Origin of the sequence: Nonomuraea diastatica (assembly GCF_004349015.1) — a bacterium.
GTDB classification, from domain to species: Bacteria; Actinomycetota; Actinomycetes; order Streptosporangiales; family Streptosporangiaceae; genus Nonomuraea; species Nonomuraea diastatica.
Window position 1 is genome coordinate 1 of the sequence record NZ_SMKP01000111.1, and the last position, 13,783, is coordinate 13,783.

Annotated in this window: 12 protein-coding genes; 5 read left to right on the top strand and 7 right to left on the bottom strand. The window is 71.4% G+C overall.

Annotated features, from left to right (window positions below):
• The 3 genes from E1294_RS32235 to E1294_RS32245 form a co-directional block, all read right to left on the bottom strand.
• Positions 1-896, bottom strand: an 896-nt coding sequence (locus E1294_RS32235) for an NAD(P)/FAD-dependent oxidoreductase (protein ID WP_132514743.1), incomplete at its 3' end; no start/stop codon positions are given.
• Positions 893-1,135, bottom strand: a complete 243-nt coding sequence (locus tag E1294_RS32240) for a (2Fe-2S)-binding protein (protein ID WP_132514744.1) — start codon at positions 1,133-1,135, stop codon at positions 893-895. The genes E1294_RS32235 and E1294_RS32240, both read right to left, overlap by 4 nt.
• The gene (locus E1294_RS32245) at positions 1,132-2,328 is read right to left on the bottom strand and encodes an NAD(P)/FAD-dependent oxidoreductase (RefSeq protein WP_246083432.1); all 1,197 of its coding nucleotides are present in this window, start codon (positions 2,326-2,328) and stop codon (positions 1,132-1,134) included. The genes E1294_RS32240 and E1294_RS32245 overlap by 4 nt, the downstream gene beginning before the upstream one ends.
• 63 nt (positions 2,329-2,391) lie before the next feature.
• Here E1294_RS32245 and E1294_RS32250 point away from each other — a divergent pair, with 63 nt between their 5' ends.
• Positions 2,392-3,378: a COX15/CtaA family protein gene (locus E1294_RS32250; RefSeq protein ID WP_132514746.1), complete on the top strand. Its 987-nt coding sequence runs from the start codon at positions 2,392-2,394 to the stop codon at positions 3,376-3,378.
• A gap of 148 nt (positions 3,379-3,526) precedes the next feature.
• On the opposite strand, the gene E1294_RS32255 is transcribed toward E1294_RS32250, so the two are convergent.
• Genes E1294_RS32255 through E1294_RS32270 form a run of 4 tightly spaced genes read right to left on the bottom strand, consistent with a single transcriptional unit; the run spans position 3,527 to position 7,069 of the window.
• Positions 3,527-4,720: a PrsW family intramembrane metalloprotease gene (locus tag E1294_RS32255; RefSeq protein WP_132514747.1), complete on the bottom strand. Its 1,194-nt coding sequence runs from the start codon at positions 4,718-4,720 to the stop codon at positions 3,527-3,529.
• The gene (locus E1294_RS32260) at positions 4,707-5,693 is read right to left on the bottom strand and encodes a cation diffusion facilitator family transporter (RefSeq protein WP_132514748.1); all 987 of its coding nucleotides are present in this window, start codon (positions 5,691-5,693) and stop codon (positions 4,707-4,709) included. Before E1294_RS32260 ends, E1294_RS32255 begins: the two co-directional genes overlap by 14 nt.
• Positions 5,690-6,073 (bottom strand): ArsR/SmtB family transcription factor, encoded by a 384-nt coding sequence (locus E1294_RS32265; protein WP_132514749.1) that lies wholly within the window; start codon positions 6,071-6,073, stop codon positions 5,690-5,692. The genes E1294_RS32260 and E1294_RS32265 overlap by 4 nt, the downstream gene beginning before the upstream one ends.
• 51 nt (positions 6,074-6,124) lie before the next feature.
• On the bottom strand, positions 6,125-7,069 hold the full coding sequence (locus E1294_RS32270) for a heme o synthase (protein WP_132514750.1): 945 nt from the start codon (positions 7,067-7,069) through the stop codon (positions 6,125-6,127).
• Positions 7,070-7,325: 256 nt separating this feature from the next.
• Here E1294_RS32270 and tkt point away from each other — a divergent pair, with 256 nt between their 5' ends.
• The 4 genes from tkt (at position 7,326) to zwf (ending at position 13,760) form a co-directional block, all read left to right on the top strand.
• On the top strand, positions 7,326-9,434 hold the full coding sequence (gene tkt / locus E1294_RS32275) for a transketolase (RefSeq protein ID WP_132514751.1): 2,109 nt from the start codon (positions 7,326-7,328) through the stop codon (positions 9,432-9,434).
• 6 nt (positions 9,435-9,440) lie between these two features.
• A complete protein-coding gene (tal, locus tag E1294_RS32280; protein WP_132514752.1) occupies positions 9,441-10,532 on the top strand; it encodes a transaldolase in 1,092 nt (363 codons plus the stop codon).
• Positions 10,532-12,157 carry a glucose-6-phosphate isomerase gene (locus E1294_RS32285; protein WP_132514766.1) on the top strand — a complete coding sequence of 542 codons (1,626 nt, stop codon included), beginning with the start codon at positions 10,532-10,534 and terminating at the stop codon, positions 12,155-12,157. The genes tal and E1294_RS32285 overlap by 1 nt, the downstream gene beginning before the upstream one ends.
• A 73-nt stretch (positions 12,158-12,230) precedes the next feature.
• On the top strand, positions 12,231-13,760 hold the full coding sequence (zwf, locus tag E1294_RS32290; RefSeq protein ID WP_132514767.1) for a glucose-6-phosphate dehydrogenase: 1,530 nt from the start codon (positions 12,231-12,233) through the stop codon (positions 13,758-13,760).
• The last annotated feature ends 23 nt before the right edge of the window (positions 13,761-13,783 follow it).

The following is a 13,783-nucleotide window of genomic DNA, read 5'->3' on the forward strand; positions in this document are numbered from 1 at the left end:
GTGGTGCGCTGGGCGGCGTCCACGGTGAGCACCGGGCTGCCGTCCACGTCGTGCCGGGTCCCGCAGCCGAGGTGCGTGCCCAGCTCGATCTGCGGCACGAAACCGTACCCGGAGGCCACGGTGTCGCACTCGACGACGCGGGTGGCGAGGATGTTCCACCCCTTGTCGAGGCGGGCGACGGTGACGGCCTCCACCTCGCGCTCGCCGTGCGCCGCGACCACCGCCTGGCGGGTGCGGTACGGCACCCGGTGCCGGGCCAGGCCCACCGCGTACCGTGCCGCTTCGCCCGCCTTGCCCAGGGCCAGGAGCGGATGCCTGGCCAGCCCGAGCCCGCCGCCGGCCTCGAACACGCCGAGCACGCGCGCCCCCGCCCCGGCCAGCCCGCAGGCCACGGGGAGCAGGAACGGCCCGGTGCCGGAGACGACGATCCGCCGGCCCGCCACGACGCCGCTGCCCTTGAGCAGCGCCTGCGCGCCGCCCGCGGTGAGCACGCCGGGCAGGTCCCATCCGGGGAAGGGCAGCGGCCGGTCGTGCGCGCCGGTGGCGAGGAGCAGCCGCCGCGCCCGCACGGCGACCGGCCGCTCACCCGCCCCGCCGCCCGGCGCGGCGGGCGAGCGCGTCACGCAGTGCACGACCAGGGTCCCGTCCGGTTCGCGGGCGGCGCTCCACGCCTGGTGTCGCAGCAGCACGTCGGCACGCTCGCCCAGGGCCCGCCCCTGACGCAGGAACCGGCCGAGCCCGGGCTCGGTGCCCGGGACGGCGGAGTGGCGGAAGTACTGGCCGCCGAGCCGCGCGCCGGAGTCCACGAGCGCCACCCGCAGGCCCGCCCGCGATGCCGTGAGCGCGCCCGCGACCCCCGCGGGCCCGCCGCCGATCACCACGAGGTCGTACGTCATGACGTCGTCACCTCGTCCCCCGGCGCGGCCTCCAGGAGGCAGGCCCGCTCGGGCGCCTGCCCGTTGACGGAGATCAGGCAGTCGAAGCAGACGCCGATCCCGCAGAACAGCCCCCTGGGCCGCCCGCCGAAGCGGGTGCTGCGCCACGACCGCACGCCGGCCGCGTGCAGGGCCGCGCCGATCGTCTGCCCGGGGACGACCGGCACGGACCGGCCGTCGACCGTGATGTGGAACGTCACTGGTCCTCCTCGGAGAAACGTCCGGGCCGGAAGGGGCTCAGGTCGAGGTCGGGCTGCCGGCCGGCGATGAGCTGGGCGAGCAGGTGCCCGGTCGCGGGGGCGAGCCCGATGCCCGCGCCTTCGTGCCCGCACGCGTGGTACAGCCCGGGCACGCGCGGGTCGGCGCCGATGACGGGCAGGTGGTCGGGGCAGTACGGCCGGAACCCGCAGTAGGACCTGATGGCCCGCACCTCGCGCAGCGCGGGGAAGAGCGCGACCGCCTGCCCGGCCAGCCGTGCGAGCACCGGCACCGACGTCGTCCGGTCGAAGCCGACCCGTTCCCTGCTGGCCCCGATGAGCACGGTCCCCGCGGGGGTGCCCTCGACGACGGCGGACGTCTCCAGCCCCGCCGAGTCGCTGGCGACGTTCGTGACGTAGGCGGCGGTGTAGACCTTGTGCCTGATCAGCGGCTCGCGCAGGGGTTCGGTGACGAGAATGAACCCGCGCCTGGGCAGGATCGGCAGGTCGACGCCCGCCAGCGCGGCCACCTCTCCGCCCCAGGTGCCCGCCGCGTTGATCACCGCACCGCCGCGGATGTCGCCCCGCGAGGTGCGGACGCCCGTCACCCGGCCGCCCGAACGCGTGAACCCGGTCACCGCGGCGCCCAGCCGCAGGCGCAACGTGCCGCGGCCGAAGCTGCGCGTGCCGTGCCTGAGCAGGGCGGCGGCGGCCAGCATCGGCTGCACCTGGGCGTCCTGCGGGTAGTGGACGCCGCCGGCGAGGTCGCCGGCGAGGTGCGGCTCGTAGTCGCGCAGCGACCCGGCGGGCACCAGGGTGTGCTCGACGTCATGCGTTGCGGCCTGCTCTGCGGCGAGGTCGGCGAGCCGCTCCTGGACCTCGGGGGTCTCGGCGACGACGAGCCCGCCCTTGGCCTCGAACTCGAACCCGCCGTTTCCGCCGTGCCGCTCAGCCAGCGAGCGCCACAGCCGGTTCGACAGGACGGCCAGCTCCAGTTCGGGCCCGGGTTCCTTGTCGGACACCAGGACGTTGCCCTCGCCCGAGCCGGTGGTGCCGCCCGCCACGGGCCCACGGTCGATCACGGTCACGTCGAGCCCCGCCCGCGCGGCGTAGTAGGCACAGGCCGCTCCCACCACGCCGGCGCCGACGACGATCACGTCGGACAAACCCCACACCTCCCAGCAGTAATATGTCACATACTCAATGGTTTTGAGAAGCCCCGTACCAAGGGCCGGCCCCCCGGCCCTTACCATCGATACGTGAAGCTACCCACGGACCACCCCCATCCCTTCGTGCGCCGTCTGTTCTCCTTCTGGGCGCCCACCGAGAGGTCGATGCGCGGCTGGGCCATGGCATCCGTGGTGGTCAACGCGGGCATCACGGTGACGGGCGCGGGAGTGCGGGTCACCGGCTCCGGGCTGGGCTGCCCGACCTGGCCGAGGTGCACGCCCGACAGCTTCATCCCGGTCGCGCATCCCGAGGTCTCACCGCTCAACATGGCCGTCGAGTTCGGCAACCGGCTGCTCACCTTCCTGGTGCTGGCCGTGGGGGTCGCGTGCGTGCTCTCCGCGCTGCGGATGACGCCGCGCAGGCGCTCGCTGGTGCTGCTGGCCTGGCTCCAGCCGGTCGGCATCGTGGCCCAGGCGCTGTGGGGAGGGCTGGTGGTCAACACGATGCTCAACCCGTTCACGGTGGGCACGCACTTCCTGATCTCCAGCGGCCTGATCGCCGCCTGCTGGGTGCTGTACGCCCGCGCGGGCGAGGGCGATGCCCCCGCGCGCCGGGTGACGCACCGCGACATCAGGCGGCTCGGCCACGTGCTGCTCGCGGCGGTGTTCGTGCTGCTGGTGGCCGGCGTGGTGGTGAGCGGCACAGGGCCGCACTCGGGCGACGTCATGGCCTCCCGCTTCGACCTCGACATCGAGGCCGTGGCGCGCATCCACGCCGACATCGCCTACGTCGTGGTGGGGCTGACGTTCGCTCTGGCGTTCGCGCTGCACGTGAACAACGCCCCGCGCCCCGCGCGCCGGGCGGCGCTGGCGCTCTTCGCGGTGGAGCTGGCCCAGGGCGTGATCGGCTACACCCAGTATTTCCTGGCCGTGCCCGCCATGCTGGTCCTGCTGCACGTCCTCGGTTCGACGCTGGTCTGGATCGCCGCGCTGCGGGTGGTCACCTCGCTGCGCACCCGTGCCCCTGAGGCCGCCTCCGCCGGTCCCTCCCCCACCGCGGCGCACGCCGCCGTCTGAGGGGATATACCGGGTTTGAAGCGTTAGGTCCGCCACTCCCCCGGCCCGGAATGGGCCCCGGAAATGGGCGCGGAAATGGGCGCTGTGCGGGGAAAGGTACGCCCCGCTCGGAAGACCGCTGCGCCGTACGCACGAGGCGCGTTCCGCGTCAGCCGGGAGCGCCGGGGGCGTAGCCCGGCGGCGGTGCGCCCCTGGCGACCGAGCCGGCGTGCATCGAGCGCGCAGGGAAGTCCGCCCTGGCGGTGCTCATGCACTCCAGCAGTGCCCGCTGCTCCTCGTGGAAGGTCTGCTCGTCGACCACGTGGCGGGCCGCCCGCTCGTGCAGCAGGCCCAGCTCGGTGGCGGCCAGCTGGTAGTCGCGCATCGCGAGCAGCCCGCGCTTGCCGCCGTGGGCCTTGGCCCACTGCCTGGCCTGCCGCCGCCTGGTGAACGTCGACAACATGTAGATGTCGGCCTGGGTGACCAGCTTGGTCGGCTCGTAGGGCGGAAGATAGCGCTGGATGAGGGCGACGATGCGCCGCCGGTCCCTGAACACCACGCCGATGAGCACGACCAGCACGACCAGCAGCGTCAGGTAGGCCACCACGAGCCCGGGGAAGCCGCCGTAGGAGGCCAGGCCGTTCCACAGGCCGTGCAGGATCATCGCGGCCGACCAGCCGGCCAGGACGGGGAAGATCCGATCGCCGCCGCCACGCTGGGCCGCGTAGGCGACCGCGACGCCGATCATGGAGCTGAACAACGGGTGCGCGAGCGGCGACAGGATGCCGCGCAACACCACCGTGACCGCCAGCCCTTTGACGCCCGAGCCGGACAGCGCGGCGATGTAGTAGCTGACGTTCTCGCTCATGGCGAAACCGAGACCGACCATGCTCGCGTAGATGACGCCGTCGGTCGGCCCGTCGAGCTCGGCCCTGCGGAACCTGAGCAGGCCCAGCAGCACCAGGCCCTTCATCGTCTCCTCCACCACGGGCGCGCCGAACGTGGCCGCTATGTTGCGGGCACTGGCCTCCGACAACCGGGCGGTGTCGATGATGTAGTGCAGGTTGAGCGAGTTGATCACGCCGGCGACCAGCACCGCTATGCCCGCTCCCCACGCGAACGCGAAGATCAGGTTGCTGCGCGGCTCCGGCTCCATCCGGTCGAGCGCCAGCACCGCGGCCAGCAGCAGCGGCACCGGGGCCAGCGCCAGCATGAGGGCGATGAAGAACTCCACCGGCGCGCCGTTGAACACCACGTCGAACGAGAACGAGACGAGAGCGCAGACGCCGGTGAGCACCAGCCCGATGATCAGCGCGAATGATGGGCGGTCCTTGAACACCCAGCGTGGATCACGGGTCGGCATAGGGTGACTTTAACGGATCAGAGTGCCGGGGTCCGTGCGGGTCGGAGCAGTGCGGGTCCAGGCCGGGCATGCCGTGGTCGACCTGGAGCGTGGTGTGGCCGATCTCGAAGCGCTCGTGCAGCAGTTGGGCGAGGCGCGTGCGTACGTGGTGGCAGTCGGAGCCCTCCGCCACGATCACGTGGGCCGACAGCGTGGGATAGCCGCTCGTCACCGCCCAGACATGCAGGTCGTGCACCTCCTCGACATCGGGGTCAGCCGCCAGCACGCCGCCGATCTCGTCGGGGTCGAGCCCGCTCGGCGCCGCCTGCAGCAGCACCCGGCCGGAGTCGCGCAGCAGCCCCCAGCCGGCCTTGAGCATGAGCGCCGCCACCACCAGGGCGGCGATCGTGTCGGCCTGGCGGAAGCCGGTCAGCCAGACCACGACACCCGCCACCGCCGTGGCGATGAAGGCGTACATGTCGTTGAGCACGTGCTGGAAGGCGCCCTCGACGTTGAGGCTGCGCCGGTCGGCCCTGGACAGCAGCCAGACGGCCAGCGCGTTGACGCCGATGCCCGCCAGCGCGGTGAACACGACGACGGGCCCCGACACCTCGGGCGGCTCCATGAGCCTGCGCACGCCCTCGTAGACGAAATAGGCCACAAGGAGAAGCAGCGTCACGCCGTTGACCTGCGCGGAGAGGATCTCGGCTCGCTTCCAGCCGAACGTGTAGGCGCCCCTGGCCGGCCTGGCGGCGATGCGCATGGCGAGCAGGGCCAGCGCGATGGCGCTCGCGTCGGTCAGCATGTGGGCGGCGTCGGAGATCAGCGCGATCGAGTTGGCGATCACACCGGCGATCACCTCGACGACCATGAAGCCGACGATGAGGGCGAGCGCCCCGGCCAGGTAACGCCTGTCGGCGTTCGTGCTCAGCGCGTGGCCGTGTCCATGACCGTGTCCATTGCCGGGCCCCTGGCCGTGATGATCTCCGCTCATCCGGTCTCCTTCAGATGCTCCCGGCTCAGGTCGAGCAGCATGCGGACATGGGCGTCGGCCAGCCGATAGTAGATCATCCGCCCGGCCCTGCGGCTGGCCACGATCCCCGCCGTACGCAGCAGGCGCAGCGCGTGGGAGACGGCCGTGTCGGTCACCTCGACGGCGTCGGACAGGTCGCACACGCACAACTCCCCCGCCTCCAGCAGGGCGTAGAGCAACCGGGCCCGGGTCGGGTCTCCGAGCAGGCGGAACAACTCGGCCAGCCGGGTGGCCTCTTCCGGCGTCACGAGCCGGTCGCGGGTGGCCGCGACCCTGGCGGCGTCCGGCTCCTGCACCGCGCAGCCGTCCAGACCTGCGATAACACCTGAAGAGCTATTCATATGTGCACTATAAGGGCCGAGCAGGACCCGGCGCAACGGCCGGGCGGAGGATCAGGCGAGCAGCGGGTCGATCGCGACCGCGAGGAAGAGCAGCGCCAGGTAGGCGTTGGACCAGTGGAAGAACCGCATCGGGCGCAGGGCGACACCGCTCTTGCCGGCGTTGAGCCGGGTCAGCAGGCGGTGCACCTCCCACAGGCACACGGCGCCGAGCACGGCCGCCACGACGGGGTAGAACAGCGTGGTGCCGGCCACCGGCCACAGCGCCAGCGAGCACAACACGGTCGCCCACGTGTAGGCGATGGACTCCAGGACGACCCGCCGCTCGGTGGCCACCACCGGGAGCATCGGCACCTTGGCCGCCGCGTAGTCCTCCTTGTAGCGCATGGCCAGCGTCCAGGTGTGCGGCGGTGTCCAGAAGAACACCACCCCGAACAACACCAGCGGCGCCCAGGCGAGCCGGTCGGTGATGCCCGCCCAGCCGATCATCACCGGCATGCAGCCCGCGATGCCGCCCCACACGATGTTCTGGGCGGTGCGCCGCTTGAGGATCATCGAGTAGACCAGCACATAGAACAGGATCGCGCCGGTGGACAACATGGCGGCCAGCGCGTTGGTGGTGAGCCACAGCCCCACGGTGGAGAGCACGCCGAGCACGATGCCGAAGACGAGCGCCGCGCGCGGCGACACCTGGTGCCTGGCCAGCGGCCTGCGGCGGGTGCGGCGCATCTTCTGGTCGATGTCACGGTCGATGTAGCAGTTGAGCGCGTTGGCGCTGCCGGCCGACAGCGTGCCGAACACCATGACGCTGATGGACGTCCACAGCGGCGGCAACCCGCCCGCAGCGAGGAACATCACGGGCAGCGTGGTGATCAGCAGCAGCTCGATGACCCGCGGCTTGGTGAGCGCGATGTAGGCCTTGACGATCATGCCGATCGAACGCGGCTCGCCCGCCTCCGGGGACGGGGCCGTCGCCTGCCTGTTGGTGAGCACCGTCAAGGCGCTTCCAGCCTGTGCGGGGTCAACGCGTAACCTCTGATTAGAGCGGATCCATGGGTGGGCGCCGTGACGCCTCTGCGAACAACCAAACTGTAGTCGCAGGGTCGGCCGGTCCGGCCAATGGGGGGCTTGCGCCCCACCTGGGACGCCAGAGTGGAACGGGAATTGATCGTCACCTCCACTCGGTTAGGGTCCCTGTGGGCGGGATAGCCAAACCGGCATGACCAATGACAACTAGATTCCGGAGATCGAGCACTTGAGCACCGAACTCGTGCCAGCCCTCGAATGGACCGACCTCGACAAGAAGGCGGTCGACGTCGTTCGAGCCCTGGCGATGGACGCAGTGGAGAAGGCGGGCTCGGGTCATCCCGGCACCGCCATGAGCCTGGCCCCCGCCGCATACCTGCTTTTCCAGCGCGTGATGCGCCACGATGCGACCGATCCCGGATGGATCGGGCGCGACCGCTTCGTGCTGTCGTGCGGCCACACCAGTCTGACGCTCTACATCCAGCTCTTCCTTTCCGGCTACGGCCTGGCGCTCGACGACCTCAGGCGCCTGCGCCAGTGGGACAGCCTCACGCCCGGTCATCCCGAGCACGGCCACACGGCCGGCGTCGAGACCACGACGGGTCCGCTCGGCCAGGGTCTGGGCAACGCGGTCGGCATGGCGATGGCGGCCCGCCGCGAGCGCGGCCTGTTCGACCCCGGCGCCGAGCCGGGCGCCTCGCCGTTCGACCACCACATCTGGTGCCTCGTCAGCGACGGCGACATCGAAGAGGGCATCAGCCACGAGGCCAGCTCGCTCGCCGGCCACCAGAAGCTGGGCAACCTCATCGTCGTCTGGGACGACAACCAGATCTCCATCGAGGACGACACGCTCATCGCCAAGTCGGAGGACGTCGTCGCCCGCTACGACGCCTACGGCTGGCACACCCAGAGCGTCGACTGGACCGAGAACGGCGACTACGCCGAGGACGTCCAGGCGCTCTACGACGCGCTGCAGGCGGCCAAGGCCGAGACCGGCCGGCCGTCGTTCATCCGGCTGCGCACCATCATCGGCTGGCCCGCGCCCAACAAGCAGAACACCGGCAAGATCCACGGCTCGGCCCTGGGCGAGGCGGAGGTTGCCGCCACCAAGGAAGTCCTCGGCATGGACCCCGCCAAGAGCTTCGACGTGCCCGACGAGGTGCTCAAGCACGCGCGCGCCGTCGCCCAGCGCGGCCGCACCACCCACGCCGAGTGGGAGAAGGGCTACGCCGAGTGGCGCCTGGCCAACGCCGAGCGGGCCGAGGAGCTCGACCGCATCTCCCAGCGCCAGCTGCCCAACGGCTGGGCAGGGGCGCTGCCGTCGTTCGAGGTGGGCGCCTCGATGGCCACCCGCAAGGCCTCCGGCGAGGTGCTCAACGCGCTGGCGCCGGTGCTGCCCGAGCTGTGGGGCGGCTCGGCCGACCTGGCCGAGTCGAACAACACCACCATGAAGGGCGAGCCGTCCTTCGTCCCCGAGGAATACCAGACCAAGGAATTCCCGGGAAACCCCTACGGCCGCACCCTGCACTTCGGCATCCGCGAGCACGCCATGGGCGCCATTCTCAACGGCATCGCCCTGCACGGCGGCACCCGCCCCTACGGCGGCACGTTCCTGGTCTTCTCCGACTACATGCGGCCGGCGGTGCGCCTGGCCGCGCTGATGAAGCTGGCGGTCACCTACGTGTGGACGCACGACTCCATCGGCCTGGGCGAGGACGGCCCCACGCACCAGCCGATCGAGCACCTGTGGGCGCTCCGCGCGATCCCCGGCCTCGACATCGTCCGCCCGGCCGACGCCAACGAGACCGCGTACGCGTGGAAGGCGGTGCTCCAGCACACCGACCGGCCCGCGGCCCTGGCCCTGACCCGGCAGAACCTGCCCGTCTTCGAGGGCACCAGCGCCGAGGGCGTGGCCAAGGGCGGCTACGTCCTGCGCGAGGCCTCCGACGGCCAGCCCCGGGTCCTGCTCATCGCCACGGGCAGCGAGGTGGAGATCGCGGTGAACGCCCGCGACCTGCTGGAGGCGCAGGGCATCCCGACGCGCGTGGTGTCGATGCCGTGTGTCGAATGGTTCAACGGGCAGGACATCGCATACAAGCAGACGGTCCTGCCTGCGTCGATCCGGGCTCGGGTCGCGGTCGAGGCGGGCGTCGCTCTCGGCTGGCACCAGTTCGTCGGCGAGTGCGGCGAGGTCGTCGGCCTCGAACACTTCGGCGCGTCGGCCCCGTACAGGACCGTGTACGAGCAGTTCGGGCTGACGGCGGAGCGCGTGGCCGCGGCGGCACATGCGAGCCTGGCCAAGCTCGGTCAGGAAAAGGGCGAGACGACGGGAAACTGAACGAAGATGAGTGAGATCCTGAACAAGCTGTCCGGCCAGGGCGTCGCCATCTGGCTCGACGACATCAGCCGTGAGCGCCTGCGCACCGGCAACCTGGAGCAGCTGATCCGCGAGAAGAACGTCGTCGGGGTGACCTCCAACCCGACGATCTTCGCCAACGCGCTCAGCAAGGGCGACGCGTACAACGCCCAGCTGCACGACCTCGCCGTACGCGGCGTCGACGTGGGCGAGGCCGTACGCGCCATCACCGCCTACGACATCCGCTGGGCCGCAGACGTGCTGCGCCCCGTCTACGACACCACCGGCGGCGTGGACGGCCGGGTGTCGCTCGAAGTCGACCCGCGCCTGGCCCGCGAGAGCGAGAAGACCGTGGCCGAGGCGCGGGCGCTGTGGTGGCTGGTCGACCGGCCCAACCTGTTCATCAAGATCCCCTCGACGGTGGAGGGGCTGCCCGCGATCACGCAGGCGCTGTCGGAGGGCATCAGCGTCAACGTCACGCTGATCTTCTCCCTCGAGCGTTACCGCGCGGTCATGGACGCCTGGCTGGCCGGTCTTGAGGCGGCGCAGGCCAAGGGCCTCGACCTCAGCAAGATCGATTCGGTGGCGTCGTTCTTCGTCAGCCGGGTCGACACCGAGATCGACAAGCGGCTCGACAAGCTCGGCAAGCCCGAGCTGAAGGGCAAGGCGGGCGTGGCCAACGCGCGCCTGGCGTACGCGGCGTTCGAGGACGTGATGAACTCCGAGCGCTGGCAGCGGCTGCGCGCCGCGGGCGCCCGCCCGCAGCGGCCGCTGTGGGCCTCGACCGGCGTGAAGAACCCCGAATACTCCGACACCCTCTACGTCGACCAGCTCGTCGTCCCCGGCACCGTCAACACGATGCCGGAGAAGACGCTCGACGCGACGGCCGACCACGCCAACGTCTCGGGCGACACCGTGCGGCCCTTCTACGAGCAGGCCTGGAACACCATGGCCGCGCTCAAGGAGGCCGGCGTCGACTACGACGACGTGGTGAAGGTCCTGGAGGACGAGGGCGTCGACAAGTTCGAGGCGTCCTGGAACGAGCTGCTCGAGAGCGTCACCAAGAACCTGGTCCCGTGATGAAGGTCTCCTGCCGCGAGGAGGGGGTGGCGTCCGCCGCCGCCTCCTTCGCGGGGCGCCTCGTCGCCGACGGTGTGCCCGCGCGGCTCGCCGCCGGCGACCCCACGCTGTGGGGTGAGGACGCCGAAGCGGGAGCGCCGGCCGGCCCCGGCCGGGCGGCGCGCCCGCAGGCGTTGTCCCGCACCTCGCGCGAGCTGCTGCCCGAGCTGGGCAGGCTCGCCGAGCGAGCACGCGCGCAGGGACTGACGAACGTGGTGCTGGCGGGGGCGGGCGGCTCGCCCGCCGCCGCCGAGGTGATCTGTGACACCGACGACGTGCCGCTCACGGTGCTCGACACGACTGATCCCGGGCAAGTGCTCCGCGCGCTCGCCGAACCGCCAGGCGCCACGATCGTGGTCGTGGCCGATGCGGGCGGCTCGGCCCTGGAGACCGGCTGCCTGCTGCGGATCTACGAGCGGCACTTCACCGACGCGGGCATCGCGCCGGCCGAGCGCATCGTGGTCGTCACCGGCCCGGGCTCGCCGCTGGAGCGGCGCGCGCGTGAGAGCGGCCACCAGGTGGTGTTGTCCGACCCCGGCGCGGGCGGCCGTGCTCCGGCGCTGTCAGCGTACACGCTGGTGGCCTGCGCGCTGGCGGGCGCCCGCGTGGAGCGGCTGCTCGACGACGCCGACCAGGTGCTCCAGCTGCTGTCCCTCGATATCGGCAACCCCGGTCTCGACCTGGGGGCGGCGCTCGGCGGCGCGGCGCTGGGCGGGCGCGACAAGCTGCTGCTCGATGACCGGCTCTCGGCCATCGCCGGGCTGCCCGGCTGGATCGAGGAGCTCGTCGCGGGGTCCACCGGCAAGCGGGGCAGGGGCATCCTCCCCGTCGTCGGCGCGGACCCCAGCCGCAGCGGCGACGAACTGATCGTCGCCATCGAGTCCGACATCGGCGACGTGCGCGTCGACGGGCCCCTCGGCGCGCAGTTCGCGGTGTGGGAGTACGCCGCCGCCGTCGCCGGGCTGGCGCTGGACGTCGACCCGGCCGACCGGCCCGACGAGGCCGGGGCGCGCGACAACACCGTCGCGCTGCTGGACCTGCCCGACCTGCCGACCGGCGCTCCCGCGTTCACCGACGGCCCCGTCGAGGTGTACGGCGGGGTCACGGCCAAGGACCTGCCCGGGTTGTTCGCGGAGCTGCTGCACACCGTTCCGGCCGGCGGATACCTGTCGATCATGGCCTACCTCGACCGGCTGGCCGCGTTCGACGCTCCGGTGCCCGACCGGGCCGACTTCGAGCAGATGACCGACGCCTGGATGACGGCCGACGCGGCAACCCTGCGGGCGCTGCTCGCACTGCGCACGGACCGGCCCGTGACCTTCGGGTGGGGCCCGCGCTGCCTGCACTCGACCGGCCAATATCACAAGGGCGGCCCCCAGAACGGCGTGTTCCTGCTGATCACGGGGGCGGTGGCCGAGGACGTCGTGATCCCCGGGCGGCCGTACACCCTGGGCCGGCTCCAGCTGGCGCAGGCTCTCGGCGATCTCGGCGCCGTGGAGACTCGCGGGCGTCCCGCCGTACGCCTGCATCTGACCGACCGCGCGGCGGGAGTCGCGCACCTGCTCGCAGCCGCACAGGAGGCTTGAGATGACAGACCCGGCAGCACCCGCGGAGGAGGCCGCCACAGTGGCGACCTCGGCTGCGGGCACCTCCACCACCATGGAAGTCCTGGCGGCCAACCCGCTGCGCGATCCGCGTGACAAGCGGCTGCCCCGGGTGGCCGGACCGTGCGTGATGGTGTTGTTCGGCGTGACAGGCGACCTGGCCAAGCGCAAGCTGCTGCCGGCGATCTACGACCTGGGGAACCGGGGGCTGTTGCCGCCCGGCTTCTCGCTGGTCGGGTTCGCCAGGCGCGACTGGAAGGACCAGGACTTCGCCCAGCTGACACACGACGCCGTCAAGGCACACGCCAGGACGCCCTTCCGCGAGGAGGTATGGAAGCAGCTCCGTGAGGGCATCCACTTCGTGCCCGGCGAGTTCAACGACGACGGGGCGTTCGACGCGCTGGCCATGGCCTTGAACGAGATCGACGAGACGCGGGGCACCGGGGGAAACTACGCGTTCTACCTGTCGGTGCCGCCGAAGTTCTTTCCCGTGGTGGTCGAGCAGCTCAAGCGGACGGGGCTGTCGGACGCGCCCGAGGGCTCGTGGCGGCGAGTGGTCATCGAGAAGCCGTTCGGTCACGACCTGCGCTCGGCGCACGAGCTGAACGAGATCACCACCTCCGCCTTCCCGGAGAGCTCGATCTTCCGGATCGACCACTACCTGGGCAAGGAGACCGTCCAGAACATCATGGCGCTGCGGTTCGCCAACAACCTCTACGAGCCGATCTGGAACCGCAGCTTCGTCGACCACGTGCAGATCACGATGGCCGAGGACATCGGCATCGGGGGGCGAGCCGGCTACTACGACGGCATCGGCGCCGCCCGCGACGTGATCCAGAACCACCTGCTCCAGCTGCTCGCGCTGGTCGCGATGGAGGACCCGACCTCGTTCGACGCCTCCGCGCTGCGCCGTGAGAAGGAGAAGGTGCTCAAGGCCGTGCGGCTGCCAGCCAATCTCGGGCTCAACACCGCGCGCGGACAATACCTGGCGGGCTGGCAGGGCGGCGAGAAGGTCGTCGGCTACCTCCAGGAGGACGGCATCTCGTCCGCGTCCACCACGGAGACGTACGCCGCCATCAAGCTGGAGATCGCCAACCGGCGGTGGGCGGGCGTGCCGTTCTACCTGCGTACCGGCAAGCGCCTGGGCCGCCGGGTGACGGAGGTCGCCGTGGTCTTCCAGCGGGCGCCGCACCTGCCCTTCAGCGCCGACGACACCGAGATCCTCGGCCACAACGCGCTCGTCATCAGGGTCCAGCCGGACGAGGGCATCACCGTGAGGTTCGGCAGCAAGGTGCCGGGCACGGCCATGGAGGTGCGCGACGTCTCCATGGACTTCGCCTACGGCGAGTCGTTCCTCGAGTCGTCTCCCGAGGCGTACGAACGGCTGCTGCTCGACGTCATGATCGGCGATCCGCCGCTCTTCCCGCACCAGCGGGAGGTCGAGTTGTCGTGGAAGATCCTCGACCCGATCGAGGAGTTCTGGGCCACGCAGGGCCAGCCGGAAGGCTACGAGTCGGGTTCGTGGGGGCCGGAGTCGGCCGACGCGATGATGGCCCGCGACGGCCGCGTCTGGAGGAGGCTCTAGTGAGCGAACGAACGATCAGAGCC

Coding starts and splice junctions, on each gene's coding strand:
- E1294_RS32255 (WP_132514747.1), bottom strand. CDS start 4,720: ATGCCGACCCGTGATCCACGCTGGGTGTTCAAGGACCGCCCATCATTC.
- E1294_RS32260 (WP_132514748.1), bottom strand. CDS start 5,693: ATGAGCGGAGATCATCACGGCCAGGGGCCCGGCAATGGACACGGTCAT.
- E1294_RS32265 (WP_132514749.1), bottom strand. CDS start 6,073: ATGAATAGCTCTTCAGGTGTTATCGCAGGTCTGGACGGCTGCGCGGTG.
- tal (WP_132514752.1), top strand. CDS start 9,441: ATGAGTGAGATCCTGAACAAGCTGTCCGGCCAGGGCGTCGCCATCTGG.
- E1294_RS32285 (WP_132514766.1), top strand. CDS start 10,532: ATGAAGGTCTCCTGCCGCGAGGAGGGGGTGGCGTCCGCCGCCGCCTCC.
- zwf (WP_132514767.1), top strand. CDS start 12,231: ATGGAAGTCCTGGCGGCCAACCCGCTGCGCGATCCGCGTGACAAGCGG.